Annotated in this window: 12 protein-coding genes and 1 other RNA gene; 11 read left to right on the forward strand and 2 right to left on the reverse strand. The window is 44.5% G+C overall.

Annotated elements, in window-relative coordinates; genetic code table 11:
• The first annotated feature begins 18 nt into the window (after positions 1 to 18).
• From JV36_RS0118335 to JV36_RS0118370, 8 genes are all read left to right on the forward strand, one after another.
• Complete coding sequence (locus tag JV36_RS0118335; protein ID WP_032096548.1) at positions 19 to 2,172, forward strand: FAD-dependent oxidoreductase; 2,154 nt, start codon at positions 19 to 21, stop codon at positions 2,170 to 2,172.
• Positions 2,173 to 2,372: 200 nt separating this feature from the next.
• Positions 2,373 to 3,149, forward strand: a complete 777-nt coding sequence (locus JV36_RS0118340; protein ID WP_235207901.1) for a DUF547 domain-containing protein — start codon at positions 2,373 to 2,375, stop codon at positions 3,147 to 3,149.
• 95 nt (positions 3,150 to 3,244) lie between these two features.
• Positions 3,245 to 4,495: an ABC transporter substrate-binding protein gene (locus JV36_RS0118345; protein WP_235207891.1), complete on the forward strand. Its 1,251-nt coding sequence runs from the start codon at positions 3,245 to 3,247 to the stop codon at positions 4,493 to 4,495.
• Positions 4,495 to 6,321 (forward strand): ABC transporter permease, encoded by a 1,827-nt coding sequence (locus tag JV36_RS0118350; RefSeq protein WP_152561562.1) that lies wholly within the window; start codon positions 4,495 to 4,497, stop codon positions 6,319 to 6,321. The genes JV36_RS0118345 and JV36_RS0118350 overlap by 1 nt, the downstream gene beginning before the upstream one ends.
• A 26-nt stretch (positions 6,322 to 6,347) precedes the next feature.
• Complete coding sequence (locus JV36_RS0118355) at positions 6,348 to 6,986, forward strand: ATP-binding cassette domain-containing protein (protein ID WP_032096547.1); 639 nt, start codon at positions 6,348 to 6,350, stop codon at positions 6,984 to 6,986.
• Complete coding sequence (locus JV36_RS0118360) at positions 6,980 to 7,630, forward strand: CDP-alcohol phosphatidyltransferase family protein (RefSeq protein ID WP_032096546.1); 651 nt, start codon at positions 6,980 to 6,982, stop codon at positions 7,628 to 7,630. Before JV36_RS0118355 ends, JV36_RS0118360 begins: the two co-directional genes overlap by 7 nt.
• A gap of 40 nt (positions 7,631 to 7,670) precedes the next feature.
• Positions 7,671 to 8,486, forward strand: coding sequence for a sterol desaturase family protein (locus tag JV36_RS0118365; RefSeq protein WP_032096545.1), 816 nt, complete (start codon positions 7,671 to 7,673; stop codon positions 8,484 to 8,486).
• Between the two features lie 275 nt (positions 8,487 to 8,761).
• Positions 8,762 to 10,228, forward strand: coding sequence for a sensor domain-containing diguanylate cyclase (locus JV36_RS0118370; RefSeq protein ID WP_152561561.1), 1,467 nt, complete (start codon positions 8,762 to 8,764; stop codon positions 10,226 to 10,228).
• Between the two features lie 122 nt (positions 10,229 to 10,350).
• Here the strand turns inward: JV36_RS0118370 and JV36_RS0118375 are convergent, their stop codons facing one another.
• Complete coding sequence (locus tag JV36_RS0118375; protein WP_032096544.1) at positions 10,351 to 12,813, reverse strand: TonB-dependent receptor; 2,463 nt, start codon at positions 12,811 to 12,813, stop codon at positions 10,351 to 10,353.
• A gap of 450 nt (positions 12,814 to 13,263) precedes the next feature.
• Between JV36_RS0118375 and JV36_RS0118380 the strand changes: the two genes are divergently transcribed.
• Positions 13,264 to 15,849, forward strand: coding sequence for an HWE histidine kinase domain-containing protein (locus JV36_RS0118380; RefSeq protein WP_032096543.1), 2,586 nt, complete (start codon positions 13,264 to 13,266; stop codon positions 15,847 to 15,849).
• Positions 15,842 to 18,238 carry a GGDEF/EAL-containing response regulator gene (locus JV36_RS0118385; RefSeq protein ID WP_032096542.1) on the forward strand — a complete coding sequence of 799 codons (2,397 nt, stop codon included), beginning with the start codon at positions 15,842 to 15,844 and terminating at the stop codon, positions 18,236 to 18,238. Before JV36_RS0118380 ends, JV36_RS0118385 begins: the two co-directional genes overlap by 8 nt.
• Before the next feature lie 68 nt (positions 18,239 to 18,306).
• On the opposite strand, the gene ssrA is transcribed toward JV36_RS0118385, so the two are convergent.
• Positions 18,307 to 18,663: a transfer-messenger RNA gene (gene ssrA / locus JV36_RS19530) on the reverse strand.
• Between the two features lie 129 nt (positions 18,664 to 18,792).
• On the opposite strand from ssrA, the gene JV36_RS0118390 reads away from it, so the two are divergent.
• Positions 18,793 to 20,031: an NADH:flavin oxidoreductase/NADH oxidase family protein gene (locus tag JV36_RS0118390; protein WP_032096541.1), complete on the forward strand. Its 1,239-nt coding sequence runs from the start codon at positions 18,793 to 18,795 to the stop codon at positions 20,029 to 20,031.
• The last annotated feature ends 46 nt before the right edge of the window (positions 20,032 to 20,077 follow it).

Below are 20,077 nucleotides of genomic sequence, written 5' to 3' on the forward strand. Positions count from 1 at the left end.
CGCACTTAAGGAATAAAAATGTTTAAGAAAATCGCGTTGCTTGCCGTCATTGCAGCTGCTGTCGTTGGGTTTTTCTATTTTGACCTAAACACGTATTTGACGCTAGAGGGAATGAAAGGCTCGCTAGATACGTTCAAAACTCAAATATCTGAAAACCCGGTGTTAAGCGTCGCGATTTTCTTTGCGATTTACGTAGCGGTAACGGCGCTGTCGTTACCCGGAGCGGCTATTCTTACGTTAGCCGCTGGCGCGCTATTTGGCTTGTTCCAAGGACTAATTATTGTGTCCTTTGCGTCTAGTTTAGGCGCAACACTGGCCTTTTTAGTTGCCCGGTTCATTTTGCGAGATACGGTACGTAATAAGTTTAAAGAGAAGCTGAAGAAAATTGATGAGGGCGTTGAAAAGCAAGGGCCATTCTATTTATTTACCCTTAGGTTAGTGCCGGTATTTCCATTCTTTTTAATCAATTTATTGATGGGCTTAACGTCTATCAAAACCTGGACATTTTACTGGGTAAGCCAAGTAGGCATGCTTGCCGGTACGGTTGTTTACGTTAATGCAGGTACCCAGTTAGCGCAGATTGATAGCCTCTCGGGCATTTTATCCCCTGAGCTACTTTTTTCCTTCGTTTTACTGGGTATATTTCCTTGGATTGCGAAAGGGATTGTGGCCATTGTTAACCGTCGTCGCGTTTACAAAGGTTATACCAAGCCCAAAACCTTCGACAGAAACTTAGTGGTTATCGGTGCAGGCGCGGGTGGTCTTGTGACTAGCTACATTGCTGCAGCGGTTAAAGCGAAAGTAACGCTTATCGAAGCAGGCGAGATGGGTGGAGATTGTCTTAACTATGGCTGTGTGCCAAGTAAAGCAATTATAAAAACGGCCAAAGTCGCTAATCAAATGCGCCATGCCGATGATTACGGGCTAAACCCAGTTTCACCGACTATGTCGTTTAAAAAGGTAATGAAAAGGGTGCATGAAGTTATCGCAACCATCGCCCCTAACGACAGTGTAGAGCGCTACACAGAGCTAGGTGTGGATGTGGTAAAAGGCTATGCGACCATCATCGACCCATGGACCGTAGAAATTAAAACCAATGAAGGCGAAGTAAAGCGCCTAACCACCAAAAATATTGTTGTTGCTACTGGCGCTAGCCCGTTTATTCCAGAGCTTCCAGGTATCGAGGAAAGCGGATACGTTACTTCAGACACCCTTTGGACTAAATTTGCCGAATTAGACGATGCACCTAAGCGATTAATCGTGCTGGGCGGCGGACCTATTGGTTGCGAACTAGCGCAGGCCTTCGCCCGATTGGGCAGTGAGGTTACTCAGGTAGAGCGTGCGCCGCGTTTAATGGGGCGTGAAGATACTGATGTGGCCGACTATGTGGAATCGGTGCTCACAGAGAGCAACGTTAACGTATTAACACAGCATGATGCATTGCGATTTGAAACCCGTGGTGATGACAAAGTGTTGGTGGTTGCTAAAGATGGCAATGAAATCGACGTTGCCTATGACGAAATTATTATTGCAGTAGGGCGTAAAGCGCGCCTCAATGGCTTTGGCCTTGAGAAGCTGGGTATTCAGTTTGACAGAACGATTGAAACCGATGAGTACCTGCAAACACTCATGCCGAACATCTATGCTGCGGGGGATGTAGTGGGGCCGTATCAATTTACCCATGTTGCAGCACACCAAGCTTGGTTTGCAGCGGTAAATGCGTTATTTGGAACGTTTAAAAAATTCAAAGTGGATTACAGCGTTATTCCTTGGACAACGTTCATCGACCCTGAAGTGGCGAGAGTTGGTTTAAGTGAACGAGACGCTGTGGAGCAAGACATTGACGTAGAAGTGACGCGATACGAGTTTGCGGAACTAGACAGAGCGGTGACAGAAAGCGCCCGCAAAGGATTTATTAAGGTACTTACACCGCCTGGCAAAGACAAAATTTTGGGTGTAACTGTGGTGTCTGAACACGCTGGAGACTTACTGGCAGAGTTTGTTATCGCCATGAAGCACGGATTGGGGCTAAACAAAATTTTAGGCACCATTCATACCTATCCAACGTGGGCGGAAGGCGCTAAGTACGCTGCCGGTAATTGGAAGCGCGCGAATCAACCTGAAAAGCTATTAAGCTTTGTTGAGAAGTTTCACACATGGCGCAGGGGCTAATCATGCAATTGAGTAACGTGAAGTTCGGTATATTTTCACCTACCGCTGAGAGTGGCTTTTGTTCCAGTGCACCTAATCTAGCATTTAAACTAGTACCTAAATTAACAACTAGAAGGGCACCTAAAAAAATACGTGAAAATGCACTGATGAAAATGCTCAAGAGAATAAGCACGGGCGCAGCAATAGGCTGCGCGTTATCCATGCTTTCGCTAAACGCGTTCGCAGACAGCAAATTACATGAGAAATACAGCGCACTACTCGATAAACATGTGGTGACTATCGACGGTGGAGCCAGTACTCAAGTTGACTATAAAGGTTTTAAGCGTGATCAAAGCCAATTAAGCAGTTACCTTGACCAACTCGCCGCAGTGCCGCCGCGTACTTTCGACTCGTGGGATCAAAATACACAGCTAGCATTTCTTATTAATGCATATAACGCCTATACCATCGATTTAATTCTTACCGAATATCCTGAACTTGAATCTATTCGAGACTTAGGCAGCTTTTTTTCCTCTCCTTGGGACAAAGAGATAGCCCCGCTTCTCGGTAAATCCCGCTCCCTTGACGATATAGAGCACAATTTAATAAGAGGGGACAATAAATACAGCGAGCCACGTATTCACTTTGCGGTTAACTGTGCAAGCGTTGGCTGCCCTGCGTTGCGAGAAGAGGCCTATGTGGGCGAGCGATTAGACGCTCAGCTCGATATGCAAACTAAGCGTTTTTTAAGCGATAATTCCCGCAACAAGATAGAAAACGAGACACTCTATTTATCAAAAATTTTCTCATGGTATGAGGGCGATTTTGAAAAAAACTGGAAGAACACTCAGTCGGTGTCTGAGTTTATCCTTTTATATAAAGACGCGATGGCGCTAAGCAGTGCTCAAGTTGATTTAATTGAAAGTGGTAAAGCTGATGTTGATTACCTAGAATACGATTGGTCGCTGAACGACACAAAAGCGGCAGTGAAAAATTAGTCATAATGAGAAGTACGTGCTTTTTTTTACCTGTGAGCATCGCAAAAAACACTTGCGATGCAATCATAGTTTTCGTCCGGCTAGCATGCCTAACAATGCTTGTTATCGCAGGTAGTGCTTATGCCGAGCCGTCTGTAGATGGTAATGACATTGCTATTCCTGGTCCAGGTGCTAATCCCAATACTTATGCGAACACTAGTCCCAAGACTAGTCCCAAAACTGATCCCAACCCCGTTGTGCGACTTCACGCATGGGGCGGCAGTGCGCAGGTAAATAGTTACCTTAAGTGGGTTGCCGATAGGGTTGAGCGCAAACACGGCATTACGTTAAAGCATGTGAAGCTTGCCGATACCAGCGACGCGGTTTCAAGAGTATTAGCAGAAAAAGCTGCGGGTAATTTAAATAATGGCAGTGTCGATCTTATTTGGATCAATGGTGAAAACTTCGCCGCTATGAAAAAGAATGCGTTGCTGGCAACGGGATGGGTAACTGATATTGCAAACTTTGCGTTAACAAACCCAAGTAATAACTCAGCAATGGTGACAGACTTTGGTGAGCCAACGCTGGGAATGGAAGCGCCGTGGGGTAAAGCATCTATGGTGTTTTACTACCGTAAAGCGCACTTTGATTCATTCAATGAGCCAGTACCCCAGACTCTTCAGGCCCTTTTGCAGTTCAGTCAACAGCAGCCTGGTCGGTTTACCTATCCAGTGGTAACTGACTATTTAGGTATAAGCTTTATCAAGTACGCTGCTATTGCCCTCAATTCGTCAAACCAATCGCTATTTTATAGCCCCGTTACCCAAAAATCCCTAGAGAAGATTACTCCCTCGTTATGGGCGTACCTTGATGCGCTGCATCCCACAATGTGGCGTAATGGCGAATACATGGTACGACAAGCATCTCAGCTACAGCGATTAATTGGAAACGGTGAGCTTTCGTTGGCCTTTTCGTTTACCGCTGCAGAAATACCAAGTGCGGTAGAGCGGTTTGATTTACCGCGGGATGTACGTACTTTTGCAATGTCAGACGGTAGTTTGGCAAATGTCCATTTTATTGGGCTTACGTTTAATTCGCCTAATCAAGCGGCGGCAAAGACGGTAGTCAATTTTCTATTGTCCCCCGAGGCCCAGGCAAAAAAACAACGTTTACAGGTATGGGGAGACGACACCGTACTAGATACTAGCGTGTTATCCGCATCGCAAAAAAGCATGTTTGAAACCCAGCAGTCTCATCCTTCAGCACTTGATAAGTCTCAGTCAACGCCCTTGTATGCAGAGCCTCACGCAAGCTGGACCGATGCACTGAGACAGGCCTGGGAAGAGCGATACGGGGCGAGATACTGATGTCTAATTTCAATTCTCAATCTAAGCCTCAATCTAAGCCTCAATCTAAGAATAGAAACCGAAGCTTTGGGCAAGGCCATTTTAATCGCATTACCGTTTGGGCGAAGTGGTTATTACTTTGCTTACTGATTATTCCCGTGGTGGCTGGCGTTGTTGGGGTTTTCTTGCCTGCCATGGGTTACTTTCCGGCCATTGGCGCGGAGCAATTTGATTTTCGCGTTTTCGCCGCATTATTCGATGTGGCAGGCATTCACAGAATGATGTGGCTTTCGCTTTTCACCGGCGTAGTGGCGACAGTTATTGCAGCGCTGTTTGCGTTTGTGTTGCTGTCTGTATTTTATCGCTCGCAAATGCTCTCTAGATTACAGATAGTGTTAAGCCCCTTTTTGGTGCTGCCACACGCCGGTGCAGCAATAGCACTCGTATTCTTACTGAGCCCATCGGGGTTCTTTGCCCGGCTTTTTACGTTTGATAGCAGCGCCATTGCCTCTACAAATGAAGGTGTTTTCCTTTTCGATAGTTACGGCATCAGCATTATATTAGCGTTAGTGTTAAAAGAAATTCCGTTCATTCTTCTTATGGCAATAAGTGTGATGTCACAGCCGCTGATACAGGAGAAAATCAACGGTTACTTCAAAGCAGGTACCGCTCTTGGATACTCACCTATCGCTATTTTCTTCAAATTAGTGCTGCCCGTAGTGTTTCCACAAATACGACTGCCCCTTTTAGCTGTACTGGTTTTTGCGGTTTCAAACGTAGAGATTCCGCTCATACTTGGGCCCAATGATCCAAGTACCCTAGCCGTAGCGATACTGCATTGGTTTAATCATATTGACTTATCTATGCGTTTGCAGGCCTCCTCTGCAGCTGTCGTGCAGGTGGGTATCGCTGTGTTTGCTGTTATTGTGATGTTGGCAGTCGAGAAAGGAATCATCTTTTATGGTAAAAAATGGCTGCAGCGCGGGAAGCGACACGCTGCTACCGATAAAGCAATTAGCGCCACAGCCTACCTACTATTGGTAGCGTATGTGGTGCTAGTGGTGAGTGCAGTTTACACACTGGTTGCGTTTTCGTTTGCAAAGCAGTGGACGTTTCCTAACATTATACCGGCTGACGTCACTATGCTTCACTGGAACACTGTGTTCGACGCGGTGTTAACGCCCTTATCTAATACCGTGTTATTAGGTGTTAGCGTAAGCTTCAGTGCGTTAGTATTAGTGTTACTTACGCTTGAGAGCGAACCATTGAATGCTGCAAAGACACGGGCTTCGCTGCTACTTCCTACCGCCTTATTTTTACCTCTGTTAGTACCTGGGGTCGCCTTTCTGTATGGCTTAGTGTGGTTCCAGCAGCTTATTTTAAAGGATGCCGTTTGGTTTCATGTGTATGTGGCGCACATGGTTTATGTGATTCCTTATGTGTACCTATCACTGGCTGTAGCGTACCGAAAGTTTGATAACCGTTATGTAATGGTGGCGCTAAGCCTTGGCAAATCACCAATGGAAGTGTTCTTTTTCGTTAAGCTTCCACTGCTCATTGGGCCCATTCTGGTCGCCTTCGCTTTAGGGTTGGCAATTAGCTTCAGCCAGTACCTTCCTACGTTACTCACCACGGGCGGGGCAATTTCTACAGTTACCACAGAGGCAGTGGCGTTAGCTGCAGGAAGCAGCGCAAGGTTAAGTGCGGCCTATGTGGTTATTCAAGCTGTAATGCCATTGTGTGGGTTTGGTTTGGCGTGGTGGCTATCGAACATACTCTTCAAACCTAGCACAAACACACGAAGTACAAATAAATCTAACACAGGTAAAAGTGTAAGAAGCGTATGATCTATCTAACAGAAAAGAGAGCGTAAATGGCACTGACACTCAAAGAGCTTAGGATTTTTAAAGGGAGCGCTTTACTACTTTCCCTTGATGTCACCGTTGAAAAGGGTGAAATTTTAACAGTTATGGGGCCAAGTGGGTCGGGTAAGTCAACGCTGCTTCAGGCAATAGCAGGACATCTCGACACGCCTTTTTCGTTCTCGGGTTCCATTTTAATAGATGGAACGAATTTAGCTAGTAAGCCGCCACATCGGCGCGGTGTTGGTGTTATGTTTCAAGATGCACTTTTGTTTGAGCACATGACGGTAGAGCAGAATATTATGTTCGCTATACCTAGTGCTAAGTATCAAACAAAGAGCAGAAAACGAGATGCTGTGGCAAAGCTGCTTCACGCTGTTGAGTTAGAGGGAATGCAGCATAGAGTGGTAACCACACTGTCTGGCGGTCAGCAAAGTCGTATTTCTCTATTGCGTACGTTAGCTGCAGAGCCGCAGGCGGTATTACTTGATGAGCCCTTTAGTAAATTAGACACAGCGCTTAGACAGCAAATTCGAGAATGGACATTCACGCAGTTGCGCGAGCGCAATATACCTGCACTACTCGTTACCCATGACAACGCCGATGCTGTGTCAGCGGGTGGTCAAACTATTGAGCTATCATCATGTTAGATGCCAAAGTAACCCCGTTTATCAAGCCGCTGCTAAGGCCCATCGTTGTTGAGTTAGACAAGCGCGGTATCACGCCCAATCACGTTACTCTTGCAGGGTTTATTGTTGGTTTGATAGCCGTGCCTTTAATAATACTTAACTGGTGGTTAGGGGCCCTTGGCTTCATCATACTCAATAGAGTGTGTGATGGCATCGACGGCGAGCTTGCTAGATATCAAAAAAGCAGTAGCAGTGCCGGTGGCTATTTAGATATTTGCTTAGATTTTCTATTCTATGCGTCAGTTCCATTAGCGTTCGGCATTGCGAACCCCAGTGAATGGGGCATACCTGCGGTGGTATTGTTGGCCACTTTTATTGGCACGGGAAGCAGCTTTCTTGCATTCGCAGTAGCGGCAGAGAAATTCAATATCGACCGCCCGCAGTTTGCGAATAAAAGCTTTTATTACATGCAAGGGCTAACTGAAGGTACCGAGACGATAGCTGTCTTTTTAGCGTTTTGTATCTGGCCTAATCATTTTCCTATTATGGCCTACTGTTTTGCAGCGGCCTGTTTCGTTACCATAGTGACAAGAATAAGCGGGGGCTTTGCTACACTTAAACGGGTAGAGCAGTCTAACGCGAGTAGTCAGAAATCAAACCAGTAATTAAACCAGCAATTAAACCGCAGTAATAAGAGTAGGGTGAATGGACACTACATCAGTAATCCGACTTTCCGTGTTTATTTCGGTATTCTTCATCATGGCGATGCTAGAAGCGTTTTTACCTGCGCGCAAATCAACACTATCTCGCAAAGAGCGGTGGGTAGGCAATCTGTCTATGGTTGTCTTTGGTGCAGTGGTTTCTCGACTGCTTGTGCCAGCTTCATTGGTAGGCGTATCGTTGTGGGCTAGCGAAAAAGGCCACGGTCTATTCAACATTCTCTTTGCATCAAATAGCACGCTAGTCAGTGCAGTACTCGTTGTCGTGGGGGTATTGCTACTGGACGTGGTTATTTATTGGCAGCACAGGTTGTTTCATACCATTCCATTGTTGTGGCGCATTCATAAAATGCATCATGCAGATAGCCATGTAGACACCACCACGGGTTTACGTTTCCACCCAATAGAGATAGTGATCAGCTTAGGTGTAAAAACTGCCGCTGTAGTCACATTTGGCGTTCCTGCTTTAGCGATTGTCATTTTTGAAGTGGCATTAAATGGTTTTGCGCTATTTAATCATGCCAACATACGACTGCCTCAAAAGTGGGACGATAGACTATCGACTCTCATAATTACTCAACGATTACACCGCATTCACCATAGCCAAGCTAAAGAAGAATCTAACAGCAATTTTGGTTTTAGCGTGTCGTGGTGGGATAAGGTGTTTAATAGCTTTAAGCCCCGTGCCCATGAAAGCGACGATAAGTTGCCGATAGGGCAACGTGATGTGCCGCCCACAAAAGACAACGCAAGCGTGCTATCGCTGCTCTGTCAGCCCTTTTCTAAACCGGCTAAAGACTGATCTGAATAAATCTTCCAATCGTTTTAGTTTATAGTAATTTGGGTCTTGCTACCGCGTACACGTTTTGTCGTATAGAAAAAACGGTACAAAAAGGTAAGTGTTGTTATACTTTGGATGTACGCAAGGTCAGTTTATCAATACGTTCGTTTTTTTATGTTATAGCCTGAACTCACTTGGCGTTTATTTTCCGGTCGAAGTTACGTAAACGAAATATACAGCTTAGAAGCCTCTAAATAATAAGAGCTTACAAGCCTCAAAGTAACGAGAGGTTGAGATTGCACGGTAATAAAAGGAATGAATTGCTTCAGCAGCTTCCCACACCGCTTATGTTTAAGCGGAAAGGTGATAGTACCTATTGCTTAAATACCGCGTTTCTTTCACTTTTCGGTATATCATCTGATGGCAAAAAAGGCAGTGAACCCACAGACTTTCGTTTTTATGATCCCCTCACTAAGAATGAACTTACTGGTGAGAAGTGTCCTTTTCAAGCACTAGAAAAAGGTGATGTAGCAAGCACCTGGGTTCGCCTACAAACACCTGAGCGCTCGTTACACTGCTTTCTTAGTGGCTCAACCATTACCGACAATGACACACAATGGCTGGTGTTTCACATTGATGCGAATAATCGAGTAACCGCCAATAACGGAAATGATAGCGCTGGTGCACAGCGGCATATTGAATTTAACCAACTACTTACCAAATTTTCCTCAAAACTCATTAATGCCAGTGCACAAGATTTGGACGTTATTATAGCGCAAAGTCTCGCTGCTTTTGGTGAGTTTTGTGATGTTGACCGCTGTTATCTTTTTGAGTTCTCGGACGATTTTGCATTGATGTCTAATACCCACGAGTGGGTGGCCGCGGGTGTTAACCCATACATTGACGAATTACAGAATATGCCCACAAAGGAAATGCCGTATTTAATAGGTCATATTGAGCATGGCCTATTTAAAGTGGATGACGTACGCAACATTCCCGACTCAGCGATTGCCGAACGTGAAGAATTTCAGAAAGAAAATATATGTTCTATCTTGTGCTCGCGAATTATGGCAGATGGTAAAACTCACGGCTTTATAGGTTGTGACATCACCGGAAGCCCTTACACCTGGAGTGCTTCAGATATAGAGTACTTAAAGCGGATTGGGGACATGCTGGGCAATACGCTGCAAAATATTTATAATCGTAAAGCCATTCATGCTATGCAGCAGGAGCTGATTGAGGCTAATAGACAACTGCAAAAATTAGCCAATATTGATGGATTAACGGGCATAGCAAACAGACGCCTGTTTAACACCACTTTAGATAAAGACTTAGCCCAAAGTTGTCGAAAACAAGACACTCTTTCCCTGCTACTTATTGATGTGGATTTTTTCAAACTATACAACGACCAATATGGTCATGTTGCCGGTGACAATGTGCTTCAGAAAGTCGCTCAAACACTAGTAAACAGTTGTGTGGGTACAGATGACTTAGTCGCCCGCTACGGCGGAGAGGAGTTTGCTGTTATCCTGCCCTCTACAACCGCCGACCGAGCGAAAGAAGTAGCCAATCGCATTATTGGGGATGTTAAGGGGTTGGGTATTAAGCACGAAGCATCGCCTCATGATGGTGTGTTAACGGTGAGTATTGGCATTGCTACTCAAGCAGATAATTGTGATGAGAACTGCATTGAATTGATTGATAAGGCTGACAAGGCGCTTTACCGAGCAAAATCGACGGGCAGGGGACGCGTCTGCGCTTAGTGCAGCTTAGCGCATTGTTTAATTAAAGCGCTCTTTAATAGAAATAAAAATAAATATAAAAAAGCCCGCCTTAAGAAGCTAAAACACTTCAAAAGCGGGCTTTTATGTTTGTCTGTTAGAGCTTAAAACTCATAAGACACGGTTGCACCGAATGTGCGCGGCTGATTAGGGTATGCATTGTAACTACCGGCTTGAATTGGTGGTGGGAATGCAGATAAGAAATACTCATCGTTGTTCAAGTTGCGAACCCACACTTTAAAGCTTAAACCGTTATCCATAGTTAGGCCCGCACTCGCGTTTAATGTGCCTACTTCACGAGTAAGTTCAGCGGGAACGTTTTCTACAAGTCGTGCTTCACTCTCAAAAAGATAGTCTGAACGAACAAAGCCATACATGCCGTTACCTAGTTCGAAATTATAGGTAAGCCCCGCAACAAAGCTGCGTTCATGTATGCCTGCAGGTTGCGTTCCTGATAAATCCACTGGCCCATCTACGCCGTTTGCTCCAACAAAAGAGTCGTACACTGGGTCGAGAATGGTTCCACCAAATGAAAATACCAGTTCATCGGTTAGGTTATACGTAGAGTCAAACTCTATACCTTTGGTGGACTGTTCTCCCGCATTCGCCAAAACAAAGCCCGTACCGACGAAAATGCTCGATTGAAACCCTTCAATGGTTTGATCGAATAATGTGACGTTAAAGGCGCCCCGTTTAAATCTTGCCTTAACACCAAGCTCGTAAACCGTAGACTCCTCAGCCCCTGCGTAGCGTGTGCCGTAGCTTTGATTTGCTCGCGTTAAGTTCGCAGTTTCAAGTGCTTGCTGATCGCTAGGAAAAGGACGAGTATCTCGCGATAGGTTCCACGAAGAGGCTTTAAAACCCGTTGCAGCGGAGGCGAAAACGTTAAAATTTCGATTAATTTCATAGGCTAAACGTACATTCCATGTGGTTTTGCTGTCGCTTGTATTTCCTGCCTCCACTTCATTAGGAAAGATAAGCTGCGGTGGAAGGAACTGAACGCCTTTTAACGTAGGCACAAAAGGCTGTAAATCTGGAATGAAAGCCAGTGGTACACCAAAAACGGTAGGGTCGGTATCAAAATCAATGGCAGACAAAGTTTCATTGTAAACTTGGGAAACAGTTACGTCCTTTTCATCGTCGGTGTAAGAAATGCCTACGGTTGCCGTAAGTTGGTCACTTAAATCATAATCGAAGGTAGCAAATAAGCTGAAAGCATCGTTTTCCTGCAAAAAGTCAGTAGCAATAAAATTATCTGCGGCAAAAAAAGCGTTTCGAGGCTGGGCATACAAATCTTCGGCACTCTCTAGAAGAGGTTGTAAACCAAGAATGTTGAAAAATGGCCGTGTTCCTTCCCCGTAGTAAAGTACATCGCCTGTATCCACTTCTTCAGAGAAGTAAAATCCGCCAACCATCCAATCAAATTCGTTATCGCCAGTCGAGGTTAAGCGAAACTCTTGGGTAAAGGTTTCTATATCGGTGTTACCCGTTTCGGTAAGAATATCCAGTGAGGTGTAATCTACATCAGAGTCGTAGCTGCTCGTATTTTTTCGAAACGCGGTAATTGATGTGAGGGTAAAAGAATCATAATCCACGTCTACTTGAACAGATATACCGCCATCTTCAACGGTATTAGTAGAGTTTTGGTTAAGCGCTGATTTAAATTCAAACTGGTCTTCTACATCAAGAACGGTTCCACCAAGAGCCCGCACTGCAGCTGTTGTTGGGCCATTGATAACATCGGCCACGGTGCAGCAGCGTTCATCAATTTCACTGTAATCTGCAATAAATCGTATGCGTGTATCTTCGGTTGGTTCGTACAGGGCTTGACCACGAACATTCCATCTATCGCGATTATTCATATCATCAAGGCCAACGACACTGTCGGTATAGCCGTCTCGCTTGTTAATACCGCCAGATACGCTAAACGCCAACTCTTCGGTAATTCCGTTTGTGTAATAACCTCTTAATAAGCGCTGATTAAAATTGCCAACACCTAACTCCACTTTGGCGGCTTCTATAAACGAAGGGCCTGCTGTTCTAACGTTGATAACACCCGCAGAGGCGTTTTTGCCAAACAGGGTGCTTTGCGGGCCGCTTAATACTTCAACTTGTTCTAGGCGAGGTAAATCACCAATTTGTGCAGCAGCTCTAGAGCGATAAACGCCATCGATGAAAACGCCCACAGAGGGTTCGATACCTGTGTTATTAGTACCATTACCAAATCCGCGAATTGAAAAATTTGTATTCGATGAGCGTTGCAGCGGCGTTACGCGAAGCGTAGGAACCAAAGCCTGTAAATCTTGAATATCGAGTACTTGCGTTTGCGCTATATCCTCTCCGGTAGTGACGGTAACAGCGATAGGCGTTTCTTGCAGTCCGGTTTGTCTTTTTGAGGCGGTTATCAGAATTTGTTCAAAGAGATCGTCCTCGGATTGTGCTTCAGCTTGCGGTGTGTTGGTAGTTGGTTCTTGTGCGTGGGCGACATGGCCTGACAGGCCGAGTGTAACTGCAACCATAAGCGCAAGTGGCTTTCGTTTAAAAAATGAAAGTGGGCACTTTTCCATAGTACGTTCTCTTGTTGTGTTTATTTTTATAAGACGTTCGTCAATATTGCGTGTTATGTGAAATTAATATCGGCGAACAAATACAGATGTCTAACTTAACGTAAAATCAATCTATGTAAATGAAATGTTATCATTTAGTTAAATGATGTTTTGTGTAAGGTTTGAGTGATATTTGAGCACTTGCTGATAAGTGGTGCGCGTTTTTTTCCATTTTTAGATTACTATCTTTAACTAAACAGCATTCTTTAAGTTGCTGATTTATCAAGCTTAATGATACTTATGACATTGCATGTACATGAGGTACAACTTTTGTCTAGATTGGTGATTTGCGTGTAGTATTTTATCATTTAATAGTCTATTGCTTATATGAGTCGTAGATAAAGCAGACTGCAGCTCGGCATGCTTTGATGTTGCGATACAAATAAAGGCTTGTATACAAGGTAAACAGCAATGGATTTACAACGGCAAAGCAACAGTGATTTAGAAAGCGAGTGCGACAAAGAGCCTATCCATGAACTCGGCCGAGTACAGTCTTTTGGTTTTTTAACTGCAATAGACAAAGAAGGTAAATTTACCCACATTTCTAGAAACGCAGATTTTGGCCCAGGTATCGACAATAACGCACTGTTGGGCACCTCTTTCTGGGAGCTTGTGGGACGAGACGCAAGTCACTCTATTCGCGGAGCTCTCCATCAAGCCTCGATAATCAAAAAACCAACTCGACTTTACGCTTTCACACTTCCTACAACAGACACACTCTATGATGTAAGTGTTCACCAAAGTGGTCGTTCCTCAATTATAGAGTTTGAAAACAGAGATCACCGCGCTGCACAAGACAATATTCTGGCCGCGATGATGAGTCAGATAGTAGAGCCGGATACCTTAGACGAACTTTACGCCGCTTTGGTTGCGGGAATAAAAGTAGCATCAGGGTTTGATAGAGTTATGCTTTATCATTTTCTTGATGACGGGGCTGGTGAAGTTATTGCTGAAATGAAAGAAAGCAATATGGAGCCTTTTATAGGACTGCGTTATCCGGCTTCAGATATTCCAAAACAGGCGCGAGAGCTGTATAAAAAGAACCTAATTCGCATTATTACAGATGTTCACGACGTTACTGAGCCTATCGAATGCGTCCATGATATAAAGCAGCCATTGGACCTCTCGTTTTCTAGAACCCGCGCCGTTTCAAAGGTGCACATTCAGTATCTAAAAAATATGGGTGTTGCAGCTTCCATGTCAATCTCCTTGATTGTTGATGGCAAATTGTGGGGGCTAATAGCCTGCCATCACAATACGGCCAAGCTCATGTCCTCGCATGTATTAGAGGAATTAGAGCTGTTTAGTGAATTATTTTCGCTAGAGTTGGCACGAAGACTGGTGATGGAGCGGATTATCGTTAGCGAAAAAGCGAATGCCTCGTTTGCTAAGATGCTCAGTAATCTGTCTATCGGCAATTCGTTAACGCTTTCAACGGTTGAGCAGCTTGATTTGATTAAAAAGCTCATCGACATTGACGGGATTGGTTGTGCATTTAATGGTGACTATAAGCACAATGGGGTGTCGCTGAGTGAAAAGAAAATTCACATGTTGGTGGAAGTGCTTCAGAAACTACCGAATACGGAGGTTCATGAGCTCGACCATTTAGTTGCCGCGGACAGTAGATTATCTGACAAACATGTGGCCGGTGTATTAGCGCTGCAGATATCTAAGCTTCCTTGTGATTACATCTTTCTATTTAGAACCTCAGTCACTCAGGAAGTTAATTGGGCCGGCAACCCTGAAAAGAGCGTTACCCAAATTGGCGATCGTAAAGTGCTCACCCCACGCACAAGCTTTGAAAAATGGGTGGAATACAATGAGGGTAAAGCAAAATCTTGGACGACGCTGGACATTGAGCGAGCCAAGTCAATTCGACTTGGCATCATGGAGCTTACCATACGGCATCTTCACGAAAAAGAAGTGTTACAGCGAGAGGCCAACGAACGACTCGAACTCTTAATTGGCGAACTGAACCACAGAGTGAGGAACATTCTCAACTTAGTGAGCGCCCTAATTGGGCAAACCTCGCAAAGCAAGACAGATTTAAACGACTTTGTTGTATCACTTTCCTCTCGCATTACTGCTCTCGCTCTTGGCCATGATCAACTTACCCATTCTTCTTGGAATAGCATCAGTTTTTCCACATTACTGTTAAATGAACTGAAAGCCTACATGGTTAATGAGGCTGCTTTTAAGATTGAAGGGCCAAACGTAAAGTTAACCGCCTACGCTGTCACCCCACTGGTACTTGTTTTTCATGAACTCATTACCAATGCTGCAAAGTACGGAGCGCTTAGCGCAACCAGCAGCAATGGCTCGGTGTCTATTACTTGGGATTACAATGAGGCAGGAGATTGCGAGATAAATTGGCAAGAATGGGGCGGTCCGCCGATTACCAAACTGCAAGACGATGGTTTCGGTATGACGGTGATTAAATCGGTTATTCCTCATGAGCTTGGTGGGGAAGCTTTGATAGAGCCTAAGATTACAGGTTTGCAGGCTTCATTTGTCATTCCTAAAAAATACGTTGAGAAGGGAGAAGGCGAAGTACCGTCTATCGAAAACCATGGAGCGGCCAATATAGATACGAGTTCTGTAATTCGTCATAAGCAACCAAACAGGCAACAGTTAGTGAGGGCGGTAGTTGTAGAAGATAATTTACTTATATCACTAGACCTTCAGAAAAAGCTTAAACGAGCGGGATTTGAAAATGTTGATATTTACGGCGACTTAGCCTCTGCAAGGGCTGGGCTAGACCATAATAAGCCACAAATGGTCTTTCTCGATGTACATCTAGGCAACGAAAACTCCTTTGAATTGGGAATAGAAATTTTGCAAATGCACATCCCATTTATGTTTATAACGGGATATGGCGCGGGCATGGACCTACCTCCAGCGTTGAAAAACGTTCAGGTACTGACGAAACCGGTAGATTTTGAGGTGTTGCAAGACACCATAAGCGAGAGCGTTGGTGCGAGTGCAGTCCATGAGTAACTTTAAAGGCAAAACAGCAGTTATTGTTGAAGATCAAACCATTGATGCATTGAATGCGAGTAGATTCGTTGAAGGGGTGGGCATGCGAGTACTAGGCATTGCGAAATCCGCTGAAAAGATTTTTTCTTTACTAGAAAACGAAATACCCGATCTTATCCTGCTTGATATTAACCTAGGTGGAGAAGAGACGGGAATAGAAATAGGGCAGGCGATAACAGGCTCTTACGGCATCCCCATAATTTTTACCACGTCTTACAGCGACGATGACACCATAGCCAGTGCGCTTACCATCTCTCCGTACGGGTATTTGATTAAGCCCTATGGACGGTCGTCGCTAGAAACGGCGATACGCGTCGCTATGGAACGCAAGCGAATCGAAGATGATATAAGAAACACAAATTCTCGATTCTCAATGGCATCAAGTGTGGCGAAGCTTGGTGTGTTAGAAGTTGACGTTGCATCAAATTCGGTAGTGGTTAAAGGCGTCGAAGAACTAATGGATTTTCCGCACTCCCTTAGCTTAGAAAGCTTTTATAACCTTTTTCCAGAGGAGGAAAGAGTTAAGCTTAAAGTCGCCGTTACAAAGAAAAATAGCTATCGCACCATGCTGCAAGTTCAACTTGATGGAAGCGATACACGTTGGTACGAAGTCGTATTGTCTGATGTCACAATGTCGGAGGGGGCAATTCAAATTGGTGCGGTTCAAGATGTTTCACCGATGGAGTCTGTCAAAACTAAGCTGAGTATTGCAGATAAAATAATAAGCGAGATTCAAGAAGGGGTATTGGTGTGTGACGACGCCGGTATTGTGATGAAAGCTAACGATGCCTTCTGTGACATGATGGGCAAGGTGAAAAAAGAAGTGCTTAATCATAATGTCATGTCTGTATTCCCTAGTGATAGGAAAAACGACGTGCAGCCAGATGTGTTAACAGACGGTTTAAGAGCAGAGGTGACCGTGGTGAACGACTTTGGCATTAGGCATCACCTTGTTATGTCTGTTACCTCTTTATATCAAGATAGCCCTAAACAATTCTTTGTGGCTATATTCACCGATATAACAGAGTTAAAATCGTCTGAGAGTCAGCTAAAGCAGTTAGCGTATACCGACTCATTGACAGGTGCTGGCAACCGTAATTATTTAAACACGATCATAGAGACTTACACGGCTTCTAACGAACCTTGTGCCATTGTGTTCATTGATATTGATGAATTTAAGCTGATCAACGATTCACACGGTCACGAGGTGGGTGATGAGGTGCTGAAAGGCTGTGTCGCTAGGTTGAGAGCCATAGTGCGGGAAGAGGACCATATAATTAGGTTTGGTGGCGACGAATTTATCATTGTAACCAGCTCAATTTTACGAGAAGAATTGGATGGTATTTCTAAACGGCTTAAAGACATATTTGCTGAACCTTTTCAAACCAACATTGGCAAATTTAGAATAACTGCTAGTTTGGGCGTGGCGGTATCTTCAGAATCGATGACGGCTGGTGAGTTACTTAAAAATGCAGATATCGCCATGTATTCTGCCAAGCGAAATGGAAAAAATAGCGTGGTTAATTTTGACGAGAGCTTGTCAAAAGATATAGAGCATAGACTGTTTATACAGCAAGGGTTAGATAACGCAGTAGCCACTAAAGAAATATGTGCTTATTTTCAACCAATAGTAGACACCAACGGCAAGGTTTTGTCGTTGGAGGCATTGGCTCGCTGGCACGTTCCAAATTATGGCTCTGTTAGCCCAGAAAAATTTATCCCTATTGCGGAGCTTACGCAACATATTCATGAAATTGGTCTTCATATGCTAGCGGAAGCGTGTACAGCATTAAAAACCCTGAATTCTTGGGGCTTTGACGATATCAAAGTTAACCTTAATTTGTCAGCAGTGCAGCTGCAAAAGAAGGGGGTAGTTGAGGCGTTTAAAACGGTCATCGACGCTAATAACATCGATTCATCAAAGTTAGTACTCGAAATTACCGAGTCCACGCTGCAAAACTCAATAGCGCGGGTTACGCTGAGTAAGCTCAAGCTGCTTGGTTTTAAAGTGTCGATAGACGATTTCGGTACAGGCTTTTCATGCATATCTGAGCTTGCCGAAGATATTTACGATGCGATAAAAATCGATCGCTCCTTGTTACCCTCTTTTCCACTTAACGACGACAGCGCTAAGCGAAGAGCGCTTATCATAGAGAATGTAATTAGGTTATGTTCTGCTTTAGATATGCCATGTACCTTGGAAGGCCTTGAAACTAGCGAGCAGGTGAGCTTTGCCAGACGCATTGGCGCAACGGCAATGCAGGGCTATCATTTTGCGAAACCCTTGAGTATGTTTGCATTAATGGAGTATATGCAAGCTAACCATGCCACTAAAATTCAAGCGGGATGAGCTGATAAGACTTTATTTACTGAATTTCAGGCACAAAAAAAGGCGTAAAGTACGCCTTTTTTATGAATTGGTGGAGCTGGCGGGATTTGAACCCGCGTCCAGAAAATGTCTACCTTTGGTACTACATGCTTAGTTTGTCTTTTCTTTAACTACTTTAGACCCCGACAAACAGGGTTCCTGGTAGCTGTCCTAATACTATTTCGCGGTTCAACCTTAGGAAAGTTTCCCTCGCTAGTTTGCTTATATGACCTTCCAAACCCACGCTAGCAAACTAAGCTGTGGTGGAAGGGCCTATACCGGTTATTAAGCGGCTAGTGCGTAGTTTTCGTCGTTTGCGACTATTTAAAGCGGCTTTTTTAAGAGGCCAGCCGCACCTCTGCATGCACCTCCGGCTTCCTAGATCCTGTCGAATCCTAATCAGCCCCGAGTGTGAAAGCGAAGTATAACATAACTCAGTGTACGTTAAACGTTTCTTTTATAAATTGCTTTCAAAAGATGCATTTATAATCAATTACCTTTAAAATGCGAACCATTCAAATCTAGCTGTGTTGTGCATGTCTTCAAACTCTATTCTATATTCACCCTATACATTGCCCTGTGGTATTACGGTTAGAAATCGCTTAGTTAAAGCGGCAATGGAAGAAAATATGTCAAGCAAGGGGTGCGTGCCTGGCGAATCTCTTTACTCTCTCTATCGCTATTGGGCTCATGGTGACCTAGGTATGGTTATCACCGGAAATGTCATGGTAGACAAAGAGGCTATGACAGGGCCAGGTGGCGTGGTGCTAGAAAAAGACACAGATCTTGCACCCTTTCAAAAATGGGCAAAAATTATAAAGTCCAACGGCGCGCTTGCCGTAATGCAAATAAACCATCCTGGTCGCCAAGTATTTAAAGCCATGCAGGGTAAAGCGATAGCGCCTTCTGCGGTACCGCTAGACATGGGTAAGCACTCTAAATTGTTTGCCGAACCACGAGAAATGACCTGCCAAGACATTCACGATGTGTGTCAGCGTTTTGTTCAAACAGCCAAACAAGCCGAAAAAGCTGGGTTCGATGGCGTAGAGGTTCACGCGGCTCATGGTTATTTGCTCACCCAGTTTCTGTCACCCCTAACTAATCAGCGTCAAGACGAGTGGGGCGGTTCTATTATTAATAGAGCACGGCTACTGATTAATATTGTCAGTCAAATACGCGCGGTGTGTGCAAAAGATTTCATTGTTATGGTGAAGTTGAATTCAGCCGATTTCCAAAAAAATGGCTTTTCCTTCGACGATGCCTGTGAAGTGGTAAATCGATTAGAGGCGCTGGGTGTCGATGTTGTCGAACTTTCAGGGGGAAGCTATGAAGCGCCCGCCATGCAGGGGCAAACTAAAGACAATACCACCCTTGCCCGAGAAGCTTACTTTTTAGAGTTTGCCCACACGTTAGAGAGTAAGACGGATATACCGTTAATGACAACCGGTGGAATTAAACGTGCCGAAATAGCTGAGCGAGTAGTGCAAGAAGGGTGTGAGCTTGTTGGTTTAGCGAGTGCACTTGCCATTACGCCGAATTTGGCGAAAAAGTGGCAACAGGAATGGACATATTCCGGCATTATCCCGCACTGCACATGGAAAGATAAATCTTTGGCGAGTCTTGCGAACATGGCCATTGTAAGAAGACAGCTTCGTCGCCTTGGAAACAACCTTACGACACTGCGAAGCCCATCTCCGCTGTGGAGTTTAATTTTAGACTTGTTGCACCGCAAGAAAATGACTAAGCGGGATGTGGCTTTTAGAATGTCTCAGTAGCAACGGCACTTAGAAGCAAGACTGATAGAACGTTTGATAGGTCTGC

Origin of the sequence: Alteromonas sp. LOR (genome assembly GCF_000753865.1) — a bacterium.
Taxonomy (GTDB): domain Bacteria; phylum Pseudomonadota; class Gammaproteobacteria; order Enterobacterales; family Alteromonadaceae; genus Alteromonas.

Coding starts and splice junctions, on each gene's coding strand:
- JV36_RS0118385 (WP_032096542.1), top strand. CDS start 15,842: ATGAGTAACTTTAAAGGCAAAACAGCAGTTATTGTTGAAGATCAAACC.
- JV36_RS0118375 (WP_032096544.1), bottom strand. CDS start 12,813: ATGGAAAAGTGCCCACTTTCATTTTTTAAACGAAAGCCACTTGCGCTT.
- JV36_RS0118380 (WP_032096543.1), top strand. CDS start 13,264: ATGGATTTACAACGGCAAAGCAACAGTGATTTAGAAAGCGAGTGCGAC.
- JV36_RS0118350 (WP_152561562.1), top strand. CDS start 4,495: ATGTCTAATTTCAATTCTCAATCTAAGCCTCAATCTAAGCCTCAATCT.
- JV36_RS0118340 (WP_235207901.1), top strand. CDS start 2,373: ATGCTTTCGCTAAACGCGTTCGCAGACAGCAAATTACATGAGAAATAC.
- JV36_RS0118365 (WP_032096545.1), top strand. CDS start 7,671: ATGGACACTACATCAGTAATCCGACTTTCCGTGTTTATTTCGGTATTC.
- JV36_RS0118360 (WP_032096546.1), top strand. CDS start 6,980: ATGTTAGATGCCAAAGTAACCCCGTTTATCAAGCCGCTGCTAAGGCCC.
- JV36_RS0118345 (WP_235207891.1), top strand. CDS start 3,245: ATGCTTGTTATCGCAGGTAGTGCTTATGCCGAGCCGTCTGTAGATGGT.
- JV36_RS0118390 (WP_032096541.1), top strand. CDS start 18,793: ATGTCTTCAAACTCTATTCTATATTCACCCTATACATTGCCCTGTGGT.
- JV36_RS0118355 (WP_032096547.1), top strand. CDS start 6,348: ATGGCACTGACACTCAAAGAGCTTAGGATTTTTAAAGGGAGCGCTTTA.
- JV36_RS0118335 (WP_032096548.1), top strand. CDS start 19: ATGTTTAAGAAAATCGCGTTGCTTGCCGTCATTGCAGCTGCTGTCGTT.